This is a genomic window from Streptomyces canus (assembly GCF_001514145.1).
Classification (GTDB): Bacteria; Actinomycetota; Actinomycetes; order Streptomycetales; family Streptomycetaceae; genus Streptomyces; species Streptomyces canus.
In genome coordinates, this window is record NZ_KQ948656.1 from 219263 (window position 1) to 238402 (window position 19140).

Here is a 19140-nt window from a genome sequence, read left to right on the forward strand (position 1 = left end):
CGACGACCACTCCCGGCTCACCCACACCGAGGAGTTCGGCCGCCGCTGTGCTCCTCGATCCGCCGCTGCCTCACCGATGACGGCGCGTGCTACCGGTCCACGACCTGGGCTGATACGCGCTCGCCGCGATCGGTACGCAGAAGCGGACCAGGCCGTGCGAGCCGCGCAAGTACGGGAAGGTGGAAAGGTATCTCGGGACGCTCTCCCACGAGTGGGCCTACGTCCGCCACTGCACAATCGAGCGTGAACGCCGCGCTCGGCGGCCGACCGCCCATCAGCCGGACCGCCGGGAGCGGCTACCGGATCGTCTTCGACCAGCCGCCCGAACCACGCGCGGACGTCCCGCAGCAGCTCACCTTCGAGGACTTCGAGCAACCAAGGTCCCGGGACACCACACCTAGCTAGAGGGCGTTGCCTCCAGGAAGGGACGCGAGCGTGTCCCTTAGTGCCGCGCGGGAGGCGATTCCGAGCTTCGGGAACAACTGGTAGAGGTGCGAACCCACGGTTCGGGGCGAGAGGTGGAGACGTTCGCCGATCTGCTTGTTGGTCAACCCGGAAGCGGCGAGTACGGCGATCTCCTGCTCCTGTGCGGTGAGGGTCACGGAACCATGCTTCGCTCCGGTGCGGGACCGGCGGGTGGCGCGGAGTTCGCCCGTTGCCCGGTCGGCCCACGGCCGGGCGCCCAGCCGCTCGAACACCGCGGCCGCCGCCTCCAGTTGGGCCCGGGCCTCCGTGACGCACCGCATGCGCCTCAGACGCTCCCCGTAGGCCAGCCGGATCCGCGCCAGATCGAAGGGCCAGTCCTGCGCTCCCGGGAGGGCCAGCGCCTCCTCGAAGCACCCGACCGCGCCGTCATCGGGTGCCACCAGCGCGGCCGAGCCCGCCACCAGCAGCGCCAGCCGCGGGGAGAGAGCCGCGACACCGGCCTGCCGCATCGCCCGCACGTGTGCCTCCGCCTCAGCGGTGCGCCGGGTGTGCACCGCCGCTTCCACCAGGTCCATGCAGACCCACAGCGCGTACGGAGCGTGGGGCGCGAGTCGGCCCGCGGGGCTCATCGCCACAGCGTGGCGGTACGCGCATTCGTCGTCGCCGGCACCGAGTTCGGCGAGGACCCGTGTGTGGTTGGCGAAGGCCGCCGCCGCCAGAACTCCACGAGGCACGGCCCACTGCGTGATGCGGTCGGCCGTGCTCCGGCTCTCTTCGAACTGCCCGCGGACGGCCGCGAGCAGAGCCTGGTGGTACTCGAAATACCAGGAGAAGAACGGGTATTGACGCTCCTCGCAGATCCTCAGACCCTCGGCGGCCAGCGTTTCGGCCTCCTCCCACCGGCCGGCCGGGAAATCCTGCAGGCACAGGTGCATGAGCGCGTCGATGTGCCGACGCACGTGGCCGCCCCGGCGTCCCCGACGGACCGCGTCCCAAGAGACGTCCCGCGGTTCCGTGAGCCGGTCGAGCCGGACGGGGGCCATATCGTGACGGGCGACCGAGCCTTTGCCGGCCGGGTCCCTCCATGTCCTGCCGCAGGCCGAGAGCTGCGGCGGTGCAGCCGGCTTCAGACGGTCGAGGGCCGCGTGGAAGGGTTTCCACAGGGCGTCCCGACCAGCGGACCAGCACACCAACCGCAGCACGTGCAGTGTCTCGATGAGGGCGTCGTCCTCGGCGTCGTATCCGTGGCTGCCGGTCTCGACGGCCTCCACCAGGAGACGGTGGGCCATGTCGATGTCGCCGTCAACGCCGTTGAGCAGGAGGAGAACCCTCGTGGCGGCGGTCAGCGACCCGGTGAGGTCCGGGTCCGCGCGCCGGGCGCGGTCGAGGAGTTCCGACGCCGCGCGCCGTTCACCGGTCGCGTCGGCAGCGAGGTATGCGGCCCGGGTCAGTCGGCGTCCTCGGTCCGCGGGACGGGGGCTCAGCTCGGCGGCCCTGGTGAACGTGGCGACCGCTGCTGTGGCGTCACCTCGCCGGGCGGCGCGATGCCCTGCCTCCTCCAGCAGGGCGGCGACACGCTCGTCGGGAACGAGGGTTGCACGGCCCAGGTGCCAGGCCCGCCGCTCGGGAGCCAGCGCGCGGGTCTCGGCCAGCGTGCGATGGGCCTGGCAGCGCTCGGTCAGGGTGCTGGCCTCGACGACCGCGGCCCTCATGAGCGGATGCCGGAAGACGAACCGTCGGTTCGTGTCGTCGAAGGTGATCAGACGGTCCGATTCCACCGCTGACAACGCCGTAAGAGCCTTCGGGTCGTCCGATCCGGCACGGAGTCCGGCACGGAGGACTCCCGGATCTCCGGTGTCGTCGAGGGCGAGCAGCAGCAGGAGCCGGCGCGATGCGGCCGGAAGGCGGGCCACGCGCGCAGCGTGGCGGCTCCGAAGACGTGGGGAGAGGGGCAGTACGTCGCGCAGATCGGCCGGCGCGTCGCGTTGCGGGCCGCCCAGCGCGGCGGGCAGCTCCACGAGCGCCAGCGGGTTGCCCTGCGCCTGCGCCAGGACGCGGTCCCGCGCCGGTCGGGCCAGCCACGGAAAGCGGACGCCGAGCAGTTCCACGGCCGCGTCGCGATCCAGCGGCGGCAGCTCGTACTCGGTGAACCCGGCTCGGTCGAAGAAGGTCTCGGCTCCCGGTCTGCAGGCGGCGAGGAATCCGATACGGCTGCCCGCCGGCCGACGCGCGACGAAGCCCAGCACCGCCGAACTGGCCCGGTCGAAACAGCCGAGGTCGTCCACGACGATCAACACAGGGCGTTCGGTTGCCGCTTGGCGCAGCAGGAGGATCACCGAGTCGGAGACGTGACGACCGTCGGGCACCGGATCGCCCCCGTAGCCCAACGCGCTGCGCAGAACCCTCCGATGGAGGTCCTCCAGACGCTCGATCAGGTCGTTCAGCGGCAACAGCAACTGGTGAAGCCCGGCGTAGGCGAGCTCGGACTCGGACCGGACGCCGACGGCCGACAGCACCCGGGCACCCGACCCGGACATGGCCCTGGCGACCTCCCCGAGCAGGGCGCTCTTGCCCACGCCCGGCGCCCCGGAGAGCAGCAGGGCACGGCCCGCGGCCGAGCCCTGCCTGAGCAGCTCCGTGATCTCCCGGAGTTGCCGCGCACGCCCCACCACCACAGAGGGCTGACCGGCTTCCACGGCAGGGGTCTGGGGCAACCGTTCGACGCGCGTGCCGAGTGACATGACTACTCCGTACGTTTGCACCGTCCTCCCCGCTCTGTGGCCGGAAGGCTTGGTCTCACCGTGCACCGGCCGGCGAGGACGAACATCAGTCACGTGACTGCGTGGCGACGTGCGGGTCATTTGACTGATGGTGCGAGCCCACGGGGACCGCGCAGAATCGTGATGTCCCTGAATCACACGAGTGTCGCAGCACGCATCACACCGTGTGCCCTCCATGCCTCCCTTGACCCCACAGATCTACCGAGCGGTGATGCAGATGAGAGAACTCGACAGTTGTACGCCGGTGGTGTGCCGGATCCTTGTCCGTCTGGTCGTCGCCGAAGGGGTGGACCGGCCGGTGATGCTTGATCTGTCCTACGACAGAGCCGATCCGTACGCGGTGTCCCTGACGTTCCACATGCGCACGGACACGACCGTGGACTGGGTGATCGGTCGCGATCTCCTCCTGGACGGGTTGGAGAAGCTCACCGGCGCCGGCGACGTCCAGGTCTGGCCGTGCCGGGACCCGGGGGCGGACAGGGTACACATCGCACTGTGCCCGTGTCCGAAGCAGGAGGCGGTCGTGGTGACCACCCCGGCTCGAGCCCTCAAGGCCTTTCTGCGGCGAACCCTCGCGGTGGTGCCCGCCGGTACCGAGAAGTGCCACCTGGACATGGACGGAGCCGTCCGCCAACTCCTGAGCGGCCCCGGTGAGTCGCTTCGGTAGGGGCCGTCCGAGCCGGACGGACCGGCACCGTGCGAGGTCGAGTCCCCCGTCCCCGGCGCACAGGCACCCTGCTTATCTCGAGGTGCAGAAGGAGCGTGCCGAGGACGTCCAGCTGCGGATCGCCGACTGGATCACCCGGTTCGCCGGATCGATGTGGTTCGTCTACATCCACGTGCTCCTGTTCGCGGCATGGATGGTCTGGATGGAGGACAGCCCGTGGCAGACGCTCACACTGATCGTCTCGCTCGAGGCCATCTTCCTGTCCGCGTTCGTGATGATCGGCCAGAACCGGCAGGCCGAGTTCACGCGCAAGAAGGCCGACCACGACTACCTGGCGCAGGAACTCGAACTGCGTCACAACACGCAACTCACGGAACTCGTCCACACGCTCACGGTCGAGATCCACAAAGCCGTGAACGCCGCGGCCGCGGATGAAACGGACACGGGCGAGCACGCCGAGCAGGTACCCACCACCACGGCTTGAGTCGCCGTGGCATGTCACATCGGGCCCGCCTGTGCGGTCTACATGGTGACGGACAAGGAGCAGAGGGAGTCATGCGAGAGATTCTGATCGTCGGCGGCGGCTACGCGGGCTTCTACACCGCCTGGGGCCTGCAGAAGAAGCTGCGTTCGGGCGAGGCGCGGGTCACGGTCGTCGACCCGCGCCCGTACATGACCTATCAGCCCTTCCTGCCCGAGGTGGCGGCCGGTTCGGTGGAGGCACGGCACGCCGTCGTGTCACTGAGGCGGCACCTGCGCGGCACCCGGCTGGTCTCCGGCACCGTGACCGGCATCAGCAACGCGGACCGTACGGTGACCGTCCGTCCGGTGCGCGGCAACGCCTACGAGCTGCACTACGACATCCTTGTGGTCACCGCCGGCGCGGTGACCCGCACCTTCCCCATTCCCGGACTCGCGCAGCAGGCCATCGGCCTCAAGCACGTGGAGGAGGCCGTGGCGATCCGTGACCGGCTGATGACTGCGTTCGACCAGGCCGCGTCGCTGCCGGCCGGCCCCGAGCGGCAGAAGCTGCTCACCGTCACGTTCGTGGGAGGCGGGTTCTCCGGCGTCGAGGGCTTCGGCGAACTGCTGTCGCTGGCGACCGCGATGCTCAGGTCCTATCCGGAACTGAGCGTCGACGACCTGTCCTTCCACCTGGTCGAGGCCCGGGGCCGCATCCTGCCCGAGGTGAGCGACGGGCCGGGTGCCTGGGTGGTACGCCACCTGGAACGCCGCGGCGCAGATGTCCATCTCAACACGCAGCTGCTGTCCGCCGAGGACGGCCACGTCGTCCTCTCCGACGGAGAGGAGTACGACTCCGAGCTGATCGTCTGGGCGGCCGGCAACGCCGCGAACCCGGTCGTGCACAACCACACGGACCTGCCCCTCGACGAGCGCGGCCTGCTGCTGGCCCGCGCCGACCTGCGCGTGGGCACCGACGCCGTGCCCGTGCCTGATGTGTGGGCCGCCGGCGACGACGCGTCCATCCCCGACCTGGCCTCGCCGGTGCCGGGTGCGCGCACGGTACCGAACGCCCAGCACGCCGTGCGACAGGGCAGACGTCTCGCCGGGAACATCGTGGCCGACCTGCGCGGGCGGCGAGTCCGGAACTACCGCCACGACAGCCTGGGCGTGGTGGCGACCCTGGGGCTGGGGCGGGGCATCTTCCAGTACAAGGGCATCGTCATCAAGGGATTCCCGGCGTGGCTGATGCACCGGGGTTATCACGTGCTCGCGGTGCCCAGCTGGGAACGCAAGATCCGCGTTCTGGCGGTCTGGCTGACCGCGGCCCTGACAGGCCGGGATCTGGTGTCTCTCGCCTCCGTCCAGCACCCGCGGGACGCCTTCGTCACGGGTGGGCGGACAGAGAACCCGAGCGCCGGCCGCGCGAAGGAAGGCAGCACACCATGACCGTGTGGAGTTCTCGTTTCCCCAGGGGGTACGCCGTGGCCGCACGCGAGGAGGCCGCCCGCGGCCTGCCCGACATCGAGGGATTCCTGTACCGGGAGGCTCACAGGGGAGCAACCCACCGCCGCGTGGCGGCATTCACCGCGCGCGTGGAGGGGCTCACCCCCGAGCAGAAGCGGGACATCGAGCAGTGGTACGTCGACGAACAGAAGCACGTGGCCCGCATGGTGACGGATCACATCGCCGAGCGTGTCGGCGCGATGGAAGCGCAACACCACCTCAGGATCCGGCACTGGCTGCGGGGAACACTCACCGGGATGGCGCTGATCACCCTGGCGATGATCGCCTGCGTCGTGGTGATCCTTGGATCGTCGCGGTGACCGCCGGGCGCTGGGCGACAGGGCCTAGGAACGCCCGGTGCGATACAGGCCCCGGCCGGCGCGCCGGATGCGGGATGAGGCGACAAGGCGATCGAGCGTGCTGCGGACCGCGTTGATGCTTCCGCTGTCGGCGTCACGACCGAGCGCCGCCGCGATCTCACGGGCCCGCACCTCCGCGTCACCGACCTTGGCGAAGTAGGCCATGACCTGCTCGGTGAGCTTTCCGTACTGCTTGTCCGCGTCCGTGTCGGTGTCCGTCTGTGAGGCCCCGGGCACGGTGTGCTCGTCCACCGGGGCAGCGGCGCGCGGAGTGACCAGTGCGCTCTCGAGAGCGCCGAGGGCCCGATGTACGGAGCCGAGATGTGCCACGACCGCCGCCAACTCCCTTTCCAGGGCCTGCTTCTGGAACTGCAGCCGGGCCAGTTCCTCCTGAAGCCCCTCGGCGGTGACCTCAATGCTGTGTGCCGTACGGCTCGCGGAGACCATGAGTTCTCTCCTCCTCAACCCTTGTCGACATCATATGCAGTCTTCGAGTGTCAGACAGGGCATCTCAGTGTCTCGAACAGTGGGATTTTGCGAGCCCGTGAAAAAGCATCGTCGATTTCTGTCACAAGCGCCCGTCGGTCGCGGTCCATACAGCGGATGAACCGTAGTAACGGAGGCCAATCGATCATGTCTGTCGAACCGTCCCTCACCACACCTGACGACCTTGAGGACGCTGTCGCCGTCTTCGTGCACCACCGCAAGCGGCTCTTCGGGATCGCCTACCGTATTCTCGGCAGCACGGTCGAGGCCGAGGACGTGGTCCAGGAGGTATGGCTGCGCTGGCAGAAGACCGACCGCTCGGTGGTGCTGAGTCCTGCGGCTTTCCTGTCGAGCGCCGCGACCCGCCTGGCCATCAATGTCGCGCAGTCGGCGCGCGTGCGTCGGGAGACGTACATCGGACCGTGGCTGCCGGAACCCGTCGACACCGGCGCGGACCCCGAGGTCGGTGCCGAGCGCGCGGAGGCAGTGGAGATGGCGCTGCTGCTGGTGCTGGAGAAACTGACTCCCGTCGAGCGTGCCGCCTATGTACTGCGCGAGGCGTTCGACTACGCCTACGCCGAGATCGCCGACATGCTCGAAGTCAGCCTCGTCAATGTGCGGAAGATAGTCAGCCGTGCTCGTCGGCACCTGCTGGACGAGCGGCGGGAGAGCGTGGACGCGGCTGAACACCGACGCCTCCTCGGCGCCTTCGTCTCAGCGGCCAGAACGGGAGACGTGGCGTCCCTCGAAGCCCTGCTCGCGCCCGACGTCGTCAGCCTCTCCGACGGCAACGGCATGCGGGGCTGTGCCCGGGTACCTGTGCAGGGCCGTGCCCGGGTGGCCAGGCTCGCGACCTATCGGCAGTTGTGGCGGGAGGCGGTGCCGGAGCTGGTCGACGCCAATGGCGCTACGGGTGTGCTGGTCCACCGGGACGGCCGGACGCTCGCCTTCATGACCGCGGCCGCCTCGAAGCACGGCGTTCACCAGGTGATGTGGGTGTTCGAGCCGAGCAAGATCGCCGCCTTCGTCGCATCGCGTTCCCGTTTCACGACGTCCCCCGGCGCCGTGCCGGACAGTGTGTGACAACTGAGACGTTGCCATCTTGAAAAGTGCTGGTCAGTGGGGCTGGTGTGAGCCGGGGGTCGGGTGCTCGTGCTGGTTGTCCGACTGATCGTGCCGGGGTGATCGTCTGCCGCGTCGAGTCACCGGCTTGTTCCGCGGCGCCTGCGCTGTCGCGCACCTCGGTCGGCCGTGTCGCGGGGGGACGGTCAGCGGGAGGTGAGGGCGGTTTCGGACTCGACGCGGGTGAGTTTTTCGGGGTTGCGGACGTAGTAGAGGCCGGTGACACGGGCGTTCTCCACGCGGAAGGCCAGCACGCCGTCGATCACGCCATCCACGCGCAGGATGAGTCCGGGGTTGCCGTTGACCGTCGTGGGCTCACTGGTGAAGGTGCCGCCGGCCTTGTCGACACTGCCGGCCATGTAACGGAGCACCTTGTCGGCGCCGACGACCGGCCGCAAGGCCGCCAGCTTGAGGCCGCCGCCGTCGCTGACGAAAACAACGTCCGGGGCGAGTACGTCGAGCAGCCCCTGCAGGTTCCCAGTCTCGAGCGCGGACTGGAACGAACTCAACGCTGCCCGGGTTTCTTCCGGGGAAACCGATGTGCGCGGCCGGCGGGCGTCGACGTGCCGGCGGGCGCGGTAGGAGATCTGGCGTGCGGCGGCGGGGCTCTTGTCGATCGCGGCCGCGATGTCGTCGTAGCCGATGTCGAAGACCTCGCGCAGCACGAAGACGGCGCGTTCGGTCGGTGAGAGGGTTTCGAGGATGAACATGAGTGCCAGCGACAGGTTCTCGGACAGTTCGATGTCCTCGGCCACGTCCGGCGCGGTGAGCAGGGGTTCGGGCAGCCAGGGGCCGACGTAGGCCTCCTTGCGGCGTTTGAGGGTGCGTAGCCGGTTGAGTGCTTGCCGGGTCGTGATCCGTACCATGTAGGCGCGCTGGTCCTGTACCTGCTCCAGGTCGACCTTGACCCACCGCAGCCAGGCCTCCTGGAGGACGTCCTCGGCGTCCGCCGCCGATCCGAGCATCTCGTACGCGACGGTGAACAGCAGGTCGCGGTGGGCGACGAAGGCCTCGGTCGCGGGGTCGGTGACGTGGTCGTTCATGTCGTGCGCTTCGCTTTCCCGTGGTTGGCCCCATGTGCCGGAAGCAGGCCGTAAGGAACATGTACCCGGTCCGATGGCGGGGTTGTCGGCAGCAGCCTCCCCACTGATCAGGCCATGTGGGGTGGGGGGGCTGGTGGGATGGCGCCTCGGCGCCCGGGCCATGGCATAGGAGGCCGCGGCGTTGGGTGCCTGTCGCCCCGGCTCGGTCCTTCTTGGGCCGGACCGGTCGGTCCGGCCCAGGAAGGGGACTTGGCGGCTAGGCCGCGCGTCGGGGGTCGGGCGGCGTCGTGGGGTGCTCCGGCTGAGGCGTTTCCAGGCGGTCGGTGCTGTCGCCGTGGGATCCGCGGGGGCTGGCCTTGCGTGCCCCGGACACCAACTTATTGAGGGTGAACCGGCAGGCGATCTCCTTGACGCCGGCACCGGGCCGCCCGCTGATGCGGAGCGCGTTCACCTTGTCGTTCGGGTAGGAGAACTGGGTGACGCCCTCCTTTCGGCCGAGGCTGAGGCACTGCCCGGCGAAGAACATCCGGACGGGAGCGGGTGTTTTCCCCGCGATCCGGCGCAGGATCGTGTCGGCGGCCGCCGGGCCCAGCTGCACGGCAGCCTGGCAGCTCATCCGGAACGGCCCGTCCGTCATCACCGCCGCGTCCCCAGCGGCGACGATGCGCACGTCGTCCACACTGGTCAGCGTCGCGTCGGTGACCAGACGGCCTTCGGTGTCGGTGCGCAGCCCGCTGCGGGCGGCCAGGTCCGGGACACGGAATCCCGCGGTCCAGATCGTCACCGCGCTGGGCAACTCGCGGCCGTCGTCGAGATGTACGGCGTCCTGTGTCACTTCCGTCACCCGCGCATGGGGGCCTTCGAGGACGGTCACACCCAGCTTGGCGAGCCGGCGGGCGACCGGGCGGCGGACGCGGGCGTGCAGGGAGGGGCCGAGCACGTTGCCGCAGACCAGGGTGACCTTGCGGCCGGCTTCCGCCAGCTCGGCGGCGGTCTCCAGGCCGGTCGGGCCGGCCCCGACGACGGTCACCGCAGCCGACGCGGGCGTCGCGGTCAGCGCCGACCGCAGTCGTTCCGCCCCCTCGAGGTCCGACACCCAATGAGCGAACTCCGCCGCTCCGGGCACGCCGGGATCGGCGGCGCCGCTGCCCACCGCGTAGACGAGGTAGTCGTAGGAGAGCGTGCCACCGCCCGCCAGCGACACCTGGCGGGCGGCAGCGTCGATCCGGGTCGCGGTGTCGACCACCAGCCGGACGTTCCCGCCCAGAACCTCACCGAAGCCCTCGACCGCGTCGTCGGAGCCGGTCACGAGCTGGTGCAGGCGGATCCGCGAGACGAAGTGGGGGCGCGGATTGACCAGGGTCACCGACACGCCATCGCGCCGAGCCAGGTGGTTGGCCGCCGTCACGCCCCCGTACCCGCCGCCGATCACGACCACCTCGACGTTCCCGTTCATCATGTCTCCCTCGCGTTATGGACTCGGCATGGAGACACCAGCCGCGCGTCCGGCGTAACAGCCCGCGGATGAGACGTAGCACACATCAAATGCCGCGAAACGCCACCCGTCCCTCCGTGAGTGGAGTAACGCGGCCCTGACGAGGTCGGGCAGGGGCCGGGGAGTTGGCCGCGCGGGCGACATCCATGGAGCCGACGGGCACGACGTGGTGTCGGCCCCGTAAGCCTGAGCCGGAAAACACCGCGAACGGCCGCCGGAAAGCCGACCGGCGGCCGTTCTGCGTGAGTCGGAATCAGCGTCGCAGGGCCAGGTCGTTGCGAGCCAGCTTGACCGCGGCAAGAAACGCAGCGAACACCATGCCGAACAGGTTGATCGTCATCATCGTCTCGTTGATCGCATGCCCGCTCCAGCTGACCGAGGCACCGTCCTTGACCATGTCACCGGAGGCGCCGATGAAGTAGGGAACCGAGCTCAGCCCCAGCGCCCCGTAGAAGAGCACGTTCTGCGCCAACACCCCCCGCCCCTCGGTCCGCACCGACGCCGACGCCGGCTGACGCTTCACCAAATACAGCGCGAAGACCTGGAAGAAGACATAGGTGACAAACCACCAGCCCAAATAGTTGGTGTACGGCACCCCGAACACCCCGCCCCCACGTTCCCAGACCCAGATCCGCTTCACGGTGGAGGCGATCGAGTCGACGCCGAGGTCGAACATGGTCATCAGTGCCGCGGCCAGTATCGGCAGCGCCACCACCTCGACCCGGCCGGCGACCGACCCGGACGAGCCGCCCAGACGGATGTCCGCCTCGTCGAGCAAGGTGTTGGCAACTTGCCAGCAGATGTAGCCCAGACCGAAGTAGATCGGTCCGATCTCGACGGGCACATGAATCAGCTGCGGATGGCCCGTGTAGTGGTAGTGGCCGAACGGGAACCCGGTGGAAACGCTGAGGTTCTCGAAGAAGTTGCCCACCACCAGGGTCACGATCAGAAAGAACAGCAGCGTCCGCCACCCGTACCTCCGCACCCCGTGGATCAGCGCGAACGGGACCGACAGCAGCAGCATCGGCAGCGTGACGTGTGTCCCGGCCAGCGGTATGGCGACGCCCGCTACTGCGGCGGCGGCTGCCAGCAGCCAGAGGACGCGGTTCCATGCGTTCATTTTGAATCTCCTGTGATGGTGAGTTCAGCTGCCGCCGCACGCCGCAGCCGCCGAAGTCACCAAGTGCCGAGCAGGAGGTGCGGAAGCATGGCGCCGAGCAGTACGGCGACCTCGGCCGGACGGTGGTGGCGGACGGTCGCGGCGGCATCAAGACACCAGCCACCCCTGTGCCGTAACAGCCCGCGGATGAGACGTAGCACACACCGGACGCAATGGAACGGCGTCCACTGACCAGCGCTTTTCAAGATGGGCCACGACGAACGCGCAGGGAAGGTCCCTCCCACCGCGGAAACCTACGCAACAGGCCAAGGACCTTGCCCGAGAACCACAGAGGACGACGGTGACAGACGATCACGTGCTACCGATCTCCACCCAGACCAGTACGAGCACTTCACTGCGACAGCAGCCAGCCCCGCTGATCAGCAGAAATCAGGTTGGCATGGGCTCACTGCGGCGTGACCCTATCTTCCCTGTCATGGGCCCTCGACCGAGCCGGCGACACCGTCGGCAGGGGCCTGGTTCCAGGACCGCAGTTTGTCGGGGTTGAGCGTGACCCAGACCTGGGCGACACGGTCGTCCGAGACGTCGAGGCTGATGACGGCGGCGACCCGGCGGCCGTAGCTGGCGACAAGGCCGGTCCGGCCGTTGACGGAGTGGGTGGTCAGGGTGGTGTGCGGGCTGCGGGCCAGGAGCGTCAAGAGGCTGTCGGCGACCGGCCGACAGCCGTGGACGGGTCCGGTCAACGCCCGTACCTTGCCGCCACCGTCGAAGAACGCCGTCGCGTCCGAGCACAGCAACGACGTGAGCAGCTCCCTGTCCCCGGTGACGCAGGCCCGGCATACGGCGCCAGCGACGGCGTCATGCTGCCGCGGTGTCGTGGAGCGGGTGCGCCGCAGCCGCAGCCACTGCCTGGCCCGTTCGGCGAGTTCGGCGAGTTCCGGCTCCGTGCGGCCCACGATGTCGGCGACCGTGCCCGGGGCCATCCCGAAGGCACGGAACACGAACGCGGCGCGCTCGGCGGTCGACAGCGACTCCAGCGCGTTCAGCACGACCCGTCCGGCCTCCTCCTCCACCTCCGACGGCCGTGCCCCGTGCCCCTCCTCGGGGCCGGCCGCACCCCGGCCGGGGCGTGCGAGGCGGTCCAGGCAGATCCCGCCCACGGTCTTCGCCAGCCAGGACCTGGGGGCGGTGGCCTGCCGACGCGCTGCGTCTGACAGCCCGTACCACCGGTGATAGGCCTCGTCGACGACGCTTTCCGCCGCGCCCGGGTCGCCCAGCATCCAGTGAGCGACATCGAGCAGGAACCGGCGCTCCTCCCACAGCTCGTCGATCGGCACCGCATCGCTCTGGTCCACAGGACATCCTCGCTCTCGCTCGCGCTGCCCCGCACGCGGCAGGGGCGACGGCTCAACCCGTAAGACCGGGGACTCCCGGGTCGTGTGACACGGGCTCGTCGCGGCCGTGTGTCACACATGCGCGGGCTGCCCGGTCCTACAGGACAGCGACGCACTTCTTTTCCCTTGACCACTGAACGAGGTGACCATGCCATGCATTGGCGTGAACGGGCAGCGTGCCTGCGCGTAGATCCCGAGCTTTTCTTCCCCATATCCAACATCGGTCCCACACTTCGGCAGGTCGACGAGGCGAAGGCTGTGTGCGGCCGTTGTCCCGTCGCAGAGCAGTGCCTCGACTGGGCCGTGCGGGCGGGACGCGTGGACGGCATCTGGGGCGGAACGACGGAAAGCGAACGCCGAGCGATGCGTGGAATCGAGACCCGGCGCACACAACCCTGTCCCAGCAGTATGTGATGGGTGGCACTGCCATGAGCAAGGGTGAAAGGGTCGCCGACTGGGCCGACGGGCGCTTGGGCGTCCGCAGACTGGTCAGGGAAAGAGCGCAACGGGCCTTTCCGGACCACTGGTCCTTCATGCTGGGGGAAATCTGCCTCTACAGCTTCGTCGTTCTCGTCGTCACGGGCGTGTATCTGACCTTCTACTTCCATCCGTCGATGAAGGAGGTGCAGTACAACGGAAGTTACGCACCGCTGCGCGGCCAGACGGTGTCGGAGGCCTTCGACTCGACCCTGCACATATCCTTCGACGTCCGCGGCGGTCTGCTGATCCGGCAGGCCCATCACTGGGCGGCGTTGGTCTTCGTCGCCGCCCTGTTCACCCACATGATGCGGGTGTTCTTCACGGGCGCCTTCCGCAAGCCGCGCGAAATCAACTGGCTGATCGGATTCCTGCTGTTGGTCCTCGCCATGTTCGCCGGACTGACGGGATACGACCTCCCGGACGACCTGCTGTCCGGTACCGGTCTCGCCGTCGTGAACGGAACGATCCTGTCCATTCCCGTCGTCGGAACGTACCTGTCGATGTTCCTCTTCGGAGGCGAGTTCCCCGGCACCGAGCTGGTAGCCCGCTTCAACACCATCCATGTGCTGGTCCTCCCCGGCCTCATGGTGGGACTGCTGACCGCCCATCTGGCCCTGATGCTCTACCACGGGCACACCCAGTACCCGGGCCGTGGACGTACCAACAGCAATGTCGTGGGAGTGCCGGCCAAGGTACGCGTCGTCAAGTCCTCCGGGTACTTCCTGCTGGTGAGCGGTGTCATCTTCGGCATGGCCGCGGTCGCACAGATCAATCCCGTCTGGCAGTACGGGCCTTACCGTGCCGACCAGGTTTCGGCCGGGTCACAGCCGGACTGGTACATGGGCGTGGCGGACGGACTGCTTCGGGTGATGCCGGGCTGGGAAGTCGACTTCTGGGGTCATACCCTGGCGCTCGACAACCTGATTCCGTTGACCGTAGGTGTCGGCCTCTTCCTCGCCCTGGGCGCGTATCCGTTCATCGAGTCCTGGGCGACCGGTGACACGCGCGAACAGAACCTTCTGGACCGACCGCGTAACCGTCCCGTACGAACGGCATTGGGCGTCGCATGGCTCAGTTTCTACCTGGTGTCCTTGATCGGCGCCGCGAACGACATCATCGCCGTCCGTTTCCATGTCTCGGTCGAGTCGGTGACCTGGGCGGTCCGCATCGGACTCTTCGTGGTTCCTGTCGCGACCTATGCGCTGACCAAACGGCTGGCGCTCGGTCTTCAGCGCAGCGACCGCGACAAAGTCCTGCACGGACGCGAGACCGGCAGCATCACACGCCTGCCCAACGGTGAATTCGTCGAGGTGCACGAGCCGCTCAGCCAGGAACAACTCCACGTTCTCACCCAGCACGAGCAGTACAAGCCGATCGGTCCCGGCGTCGGGGACGGAACGGAGGACCTCAAGATCGCATTCCGCCTTGCCCGGCAGCTGCGTTCCTGGCTCAGTGAGACCCTTTACGGAGAAGGTGCACAGATCGCCAAGCCGACCGCGCAGGAATACCAGGTGAGGCAGAAGGAGCGCTCCGAGGATCATGCCTAGGCCGACGCCGCCTCACCGGCGAGGCGTATGGTGCGGATCTCCTTGCGGGAGCTGATGCCCAGCTTCGAGAACACCTTCCGCAGGTGCCATTCCACCGTGTGGGGACTGATGAACAACTGGGCGCCGATCTCGGGATTCGTGAGACCGTCACGGACCAGGCGGGCGATCTGCTCCTCCTGAGGGGTGAGGGCGACCTGTGTCGCGGCGGAATGCCTGCGGACCCTCGCTCCCGTCGCCTGAAGTTCGCGGCGAGCGCGTTCGGCGAATGCCCCGGCTCCGATGGCGCTGAGCATGTCGTGCGCGATGCCCAGGTGAGCACGGGCGTCGGCTCGGCGATTCTCACGGCGCAGCCATTCCCCGTACAGCAGGTGGGTCCGGGCGAGATCCATCCGCACTCCCGCGCTGCCGAGCCGCTCGACCGCCTCACGGTACAGGGCATCGGCACGCTGCCCTTCGCTCACCAGAGCACGGACGCCGGACGCGGTGCCGACAGCCCACTCGGTACCGGCGGCCTGCGCCATGTCGCTGATTCTGCGCACCGCCGCGGCCGCGTCCGCGGGTCTGCCCAGCCGTACGGAAGCCTCGACCAGCTCGACCGTGGACTGGAGGGAGAGACCGAGTTCCTGCGGATTCTCGCAGCCCCGCAGGGCGGCCGCATACGCCTCCGCGTACCTGCCGAGGCCGTTGTAGAGCACCGCCGCGGCCCACTGCGTGGCCGTCTCCACCTTGCCTTCGCCGCGCAGGAGGCGATCCTGGGTGACCGCATCGATCGCCTGTTGGGTCGTGGCCTCCCTGCCCTTCCAGGGCTCGACGACCAGCGCGCTGTAGTGCGCGAAGAAACTGCTGCCGGTCGCCTCACCGATCGCCGTCGCCTCCGCGACCAGGGATCCGGCACCGGCGAGATCGCCGGCGAAGACCCGGTTCGACAGACGGAGCAGCAGTGCCGACGGCAGCACCGACAGGGCTCCCGTCTCGCGGGCGAGGTCGACCAGCCGTGCCGAGAGGACGGACCAGCTCTCGAAGTCCCATGTGCTGTGGGCCAGGCGGCATGCGAGCGGGAGCCAGCCCAGCCCTTCCTTCGGCGAGATCGCGCCGGCCCGGAACGCGGCCAGCGCCTGGAGCAGCATCGGCGCGCCCGCGGCGTAACCCTCTGTGGTCAGCAGCGCCTGTCCGTCCAGAAGGAGATCGTCGCGTGTCGGTTCGGCGGGCGTGGGCGTCGCGAGAATGGCCTGGGCGACGTCGAGAATCCCCTTGCCCTGCGGCAGCCGGCCGGCGGTGAGGGCCGCGTAGATCGCGTCCCGGTACGTCTCACGGGCGAGCCCGGCGTCGAGCGGCTCCAGTCGCCGGGCCGCTTCGAGCAGCAGCGGCAGGCCGGCGCCGGCGCTGTTGGAGGCGGTCATGATCCGACCGCGCAGCAGGGTCGACCGTGCGGCTCCGAGGTCGTCGAGGGGGCCCAGCTCGGCCGCTCCCGCCAGTTCCCGCGCGGCGTCGAAAGCGCCCGCCTGGTACTTGGCCTGTGCCGCCGCCAGCGCCCTGGCTCCACGACGCGTGGGGTCGGGCGTCAACTGGGCGGCCCGGTCGAGGAAGGCCGCCGCCGCGGCGACTCCGCCACGCGCCTGCGCCCGGGCCGCCGACCGCTCCAGCTCGGCGGCCACCGCCTCGTCGGGTCCCGCCGTCGCACGCGCCAGATGCCACGCCCGACGGTCCGGATCAAGCTGGGCGTCGGTCACGTCCGCCAGGGCACTGTGCACCTCGCGCAGGTCGACCGGGCCTGCCGCGCGATAGGCCGCCGAACGCACCAGCGGGTGACGGAAGCGCGCCCAGGCGCCGAGGGTGATCAATCCCGACGCCTCGGCGTCCGCCGCGGCCGCGTCCACGGCGATTCCCAGCCGCTCGGCTGCACGCCTGAGCAGCGTCACGTCGCCGACCGGCTCGGCAGCGGCGAGGAACAGCAGGCGTTGCGTCTCGGTCGGCAGCGCCTGGACACGGCGGAGGAAGTCCTGCTCCAGCCGGTTCGACACAGGCCCCGCGCCGGTACGCGCGAAGTCGTCGGTCAGGTCCAACACCGTGAGCGTGTGGGGCAGTTCGAGCAGGGCGAGTGGGTTGCCGCGGGTCTCCGCGACGATGCGATCACGCACCCTGTGATCGAGCGGGCCGGTGACGACCGAGGCGAGAAGCTTTCGGGAGTCCTCCTCGAACAGCCCGGTCACGGGCAGCTCGGGGAGGCCGGTGAACATCTCACCGGTGGTCGGCTCGCGCACGGCGACGGCGAGCACCACCGATTCCGCGAGCAGCCTGCGGGCGACGAACTCCAGGGTCTGTGCCGAGACGCGGTCCAGCCACTGCGCGTCGTCGATGACGCAGATCAGCGGCTCGCCCCCAGCGGCGTCGGAGAGGAGGCTCAGCGTGGCCAGCCCCACCAGGAACCGGTCGGGCGCGGCTCCGCCGTGCAGCCCGAACGCCGTGCGCAGTGCGTCGCGCTGAGGCTCCGGAAGGTTGTCGAGTCCCGACAGCAGCGGTGCGCAGAGCTGGTGCAGGCCGGCGTAGGAGAGCTCCATCTCGGACTGGACGCCGGCAGCGCCGACGGTACGGCATCCGGTGGCGCGACCCAGCAGGTACTTCAGCAGCTCGGTTTTCCCGATCCCCGCCTCACCCCGAAGGACCAGGACTCCGCTGCGCCCGTCCCTGGCACCCGCCAGCAGGTCGTCGAGGGCCTGACGCTCGCTGCGCCTGCCGAGGAGTCCGGCTCCGGAACCGCGGCTCGTCATGGCAGCCTCCCACGTCAGGTCCTCAAGGCGGCGCGTCGGCCGGTGCGTAGCTGGATCACTGCGGCCGTGGTGCGACCGAGGCGAGCCTGATCCATCGTAAACGGCTGCGAAAGCGGAGAACTTCCGACTTTGAGTGGACGTGGTGGATCGAGTGCCGACCGGAACGACGGTCCGGACGGGCCGGCCACGGACCTCCCACGGCACGACCACGCAGTCCCCTACGGCCTTCCAAGGGCGCACCGGGCTGCCCTCGGGCGCGACATTGATGCCGGCTGCTCTTCGAGCTGCTGACCCACGGAGCAGAGGAGCCGGGCATGGACACACATCTGACCGGGACCGGGCAGAGCCGGGAGACGACGGGCACATCCGTCATCGCGCTGGACGACGCGACCTGGGTGTTCGTGCAGGCCAGGCCGGGCCTGCTCACCCTCGCCAGGCACATTGTCGGAAACGCGCACGAAGCCGAGGACGTCATTCAGGAGACGTGGCTGCGGTGGCAGGACGCCGACCGCACGACCGTCTCCAATCCGCCGGCACTGCTCAGGACGACCACCGTCCGGCTGGCCATCAACGTCGTCCAGTCCGCCTGGAAGCGCCGGGAGTCCTGTGACAGCCCCTCGCTCCCGGAGCGGGTGGACCACCACGCGGGCCCCGAAGAGGTGGCCGAGCGACAGGACGCCGTCGAGCGGGCGGTTCTCCTGCTGATGGAAACCCTGACTCCGAGGCAACGCGCCGCGTACGTGCTGCGGGAGGGCTTCGGCTGCCCGTACGACCGGATCGCCGAGATCCTGCACCTCAGCGTCGTCAACACGAGGCAGCAGGTGGCACGCGCCCAGCGGCGTCTCCACGGGGACCACCCCAGGCAGCAGGTCGACTCCGTCGCGCACCGGCGTCTTGTTCAGGCGTTCTTCTCGGCGGCCCAGACCGGCGACCTCGGGCACCTGGAAAGGGTGCTGTCGACCGATGCGGGCGGTCGGCGGTGACCGCTGCGGCAGGGGTCAGCGGGACTGGCCGGGCGGGCGGACGCCATCTCGTCGATGGCGACTGCCCGGGCTCAGCCCGTCGCCACGGCTCCGGGCTCGACGTCGTCGGCGCGTACCCCCGCGTCGGCGCGTCCTGCCGCACCCTTGTTCCGCGGCCGACAGGACCGGCATCTCACCTGAGTGCCCCGGGCGCCGCCTTCGACAGGGCGGCGGCGTGGCCCGGCCGAGGAGATCAGCGGCCGGGTGCATGCCTGTTCAGTGCGGTGGAAATGACGTGCATGCGCTCGCCTAGGTCCGCGAGTTCCCGGCGCAGTTCCGTGACCCTGGTACGAAGCTCGGCGGCTTCGGCGGTCAGCGATTCGAATGTCGCTGCGAGGTCGACGCGGTCCTCATCGATCAGGGACATCGTGTCTCCATGATTTTGCGTTTGAGCAGCGCGAGCCATTTTCCTGGCGGAATGAACGCGGTGGCCCTCGCCTTTCGGTGAGGGCCACCTTGAGAA

At 69.2% G+C, this 19140-nt stretch carries 18 protein-coding genes; 9 read left to right on the forward strand and 9 right to left on the reverse strand.

Annotated features, from left to right (window positions below; genetic code table 11):
- The first annotated feature begins 243 nt into the window (after positions 1 to 243).
- Positions 244 to 405: a hypothetical protein gene (locus AQJ46_RS55280; RefSeq protein ID WP_159063971.1), complete on the forward strand. Its 162-nt coding sequence runs from the start codon at positions 244 to 246 to the stop codon at positions 403 to 405.
- Here AQJ46_RS55280 and AQJ46_RS00905 read toward each other — a convergent pair.
- Positions 402 to 3167 (reverse strand): AAA family ATPase, encoded by a 2766-nt coding sequence (locus AQJ46_RS00905; RefSeq protein WP_079072056.1) that lies wholly within the window; start codon positions 3165 to 3167, stop codon positions 402 to 404. The genes AQJ46_RS55280 and AQJ46_RS00905 overlap by 4 nt on opposite strands.
- Positions 3168 to 3390: 223 nt before the next feature.
- Between AQJ46_RS00905 and AQJ46_RS00910 the strand changes: the two genes are divergently transcribed.
- The 4 genes from AQJ46_RS00910 to AQJ46_RS00925 all read left to right on the forward strand — a co-directional run bounded on the left by AQJ46_RS00910 (position 3391) and on the right by AQJ46_RS00925 (position 6161).
- Positions 3391 to 3873: an SsgA family sporulation/cell division regulator gene (locus tag AQJ46_RS00910; RefSeq protein ID WP_225887197.1), complete on the forward strand. Its 483-nt coding sequence runs from the start codon at positions 3391 to 3393 to the stop codon at positions 3871 to 3873.
- An 82-nt stretch (positions 3874 to 3955) separates the two neighbouring features.
- On the forward strand, positions 3956 to 4357 hold the full coding sequence (locus AQJ46_RS00915) for a DUF1003 domain-containing protein (protein WP_059203722.1): 402 nt from the start codon (positions 3956 to 3958) through the stop codon (positions 4355 to 4357).
- Positions 4358 to 4428: 71 nt separating this feature from the next.
- Complete coding sequence (locus tag AQJ46_RS00920; RefSeq protein WP_059203723.1) at positions 4429 to 5784, forward strand: NAD(P)/FAD-dependent oxidoreductase; 1356 nt, start codon at positions 4429 to 4431, stop codon at positions 5782 to 5784.
- Between the two features lie 35 nt (positions 5785 to 5819).
- The gene (locus AQJ46_RS00925; protein ID WP_167368186.1) at positions 5820 to 6161 is read left to right on the forward strand and encodes a hypothetical protein; all 342 of its coding nucleotides are present in this window, start codon (positions 5820 to 5822) and stop codon (positions 6159 to 6161) included.
- Positions 6162 to 6185: 24 nt separating this feature from the next.
- On the opposite strand, the gene AQJ46_RS00930 is transcribed toward AQJ46_RS00925, so the two are convergent.
- Complete coding sequence (locus tag AQJ46_RS00930; RefSeq protein ID WP_059203725.1) at positions 6186 to 6647, reverse strand: hypothetical protein; 462 nt, start codon at positions 6645 to 6647, stop codon at positions 6186 to 6188.
- Positions 6648 to 6833: 186 nt separating this feature from the next.
- On the opposite strand from AQJ46_RS00930, the gene AQJ46_RS00935 reads away from it, so the two are divergent.
- On the forward strand, positions 6834 to 7769 hold the full coding sequence (locus AQJ46_RS00935) for a sigma-70 family RNA polymerase sigma factor (RefSeq protein ID WP_059203726.1): 936 nt from the start codon (positions 6834 to 6836) through the stop codon (positions 7767 to 7769).
- 185 nt (positions 7770 to 7954) lie between these two features.
- Here the strand turns inward: AQJ46_RS00935 and AQJ46_RS00940 are convergent, their stop codons facing one another.
- From AQJ46_RS00940 to AQJ46_RS00955, 5 genes are all read right to left on the reverse strand, one after another.
- Positions 7955 to 8851, reverse strand: a complete 897-nt coding sequence (locus AQJ46_RS00940) for an RNA polymerase sigma-70 factor (RefSeq protein ID WP_059203727.1) — start codon at positions 8849 to 8851, stop codon at positions 7955 to 7957.
- Between the two features lie 256 nt (positions 8852 to 9107).
- The gene (locus AQJ46_RS00945; protein WP_079072057.1) at positions 9108 to 10307 is read right to left on the reverse strand and encodes an NAD(P)/FAD-dependent oxidoreductase; all 1200 of its coding nucleotides are present in this window, start codon (positions 10305 to 10307) and stop codon (positions 9108 to 9110) included.
- A 292-nt stretch (positions 10308 to 10599) separates the two neighbouring features.
- Positions 10600 to 11466, reverse strand: coding sequence for a carotenoid biosynthesis protein (locus AQJ46_RS00950; RefSeq protein WP_059203729.1), 867 nt, complete (start codon positions 11464 to 11466; stop codon positions 10600 to 10602).
- 56 nt (positions 11467 to 11522) lie between these two features.
- A complete protein-coding gene (locus AQJ46_RS55285; protein WP_159063972.1) occupies positions 11523 to 11666 on the reverse strand; it encodes a hypothetical protein in 144 nt (47 codons plus the stop codon).
- A gap of 273 nt (positions 11667 to 11939) precedes the next feature.
- A complete protein-coding gene (locus AQJ46_RS00955; protein WP_059203730.1) occupies positions 11940 to 12821 on the reverse strand; it encodes a sigma-70 family RNA polymerase sigma factor family protein in 882 nt (293 codons plus the stop codon).
- Between the two features lie 192 nt (positions 12822 to 13013).
- Between AQJ46_RS00955 and AQJ46_RS51580 the strand changes: the two genes are divergently transcribed.
- Together AQJ46_RS51580 and qcrB are read left to right on the forward strand one after the other, a co-directional pair.
- Positions 13014 to 13274 carry a WhiB family transcriptional regulator gene (locus AQJ46_RS51580; protein WP_079072058.1) on the forward strand — a complete coding sequence of 87 codons (261 nt, stop codon included), beginning with the start codon at positions 13014 to 13016 and terminating at the stop codon, positions 13272 to 13274.
- A 14-nt stretch (positions 13275 to 13288) separates the two neighbouring features.
- On the forward strand, positions 13289 to 14887 hold the full coding sequence (gene qcrB, locus AQJ46_RS00960; RefSeq protein ID WP_107117175.1) for a cytochrome bc1 complex cytochrome b subunit: 1599 nt from the start codon (positions 13289 to 13291) through the stop codon (positions 14885 to 14887).
- Here qcrB and AQJ46_RS00965 read toward each other — a convergent pair.
- Positions 14884 to 17655, reverse strand: coding sequence for a helix-turn-helix transcriptional regulator (locus tag AQJ46_RS00965; protein WP_059203732.1), 2772 nt, complete (start codon positions 17653 to 17655; stop codon positions 14884 to 14886). The two genes, qcrB and AQJ46_RS00965, sit on opposite strands and share 4 nt — an antisense overlap.
- A gap of 314 nt (positions 17656 to 17969) precedes the next feature.
- Between AQJ46_RS00965 and AQJ46_RS00970 the strand changes: the two genes are divergently transcribed.
- Positions 17970 to 18638 (forward strand): sigma-70 family RNA polymerase sigma factor, encoded by a 669-nt coding sequence (locus AQJ46_RS00970; RefSeq protein ID WP_059203733.1) that lies wholly within the window; start codon positions 17970 to 17972, stop codon positions 18636 to 18638.
- Between the two features lie 232 nt (positions 18639 to 18870).
- Here AQJ46_RS00970 and AQJ46_RS55290 read toward each other — a convergent pair whose 3' ends face one another.
- Positions 18871 to 19044: a hypothetical protein gene (locus AQJ46_RS55290; protein WP_159063973.1), complete on the reverse strand. Its 174-nt coding sequence runs from the start codon at positions 19042 to 19044 to the stop codon at positions 18871 to 18873.
- Between the last annotated feature and the right edge of the window lie 96 nt (positions 19045 to 19140).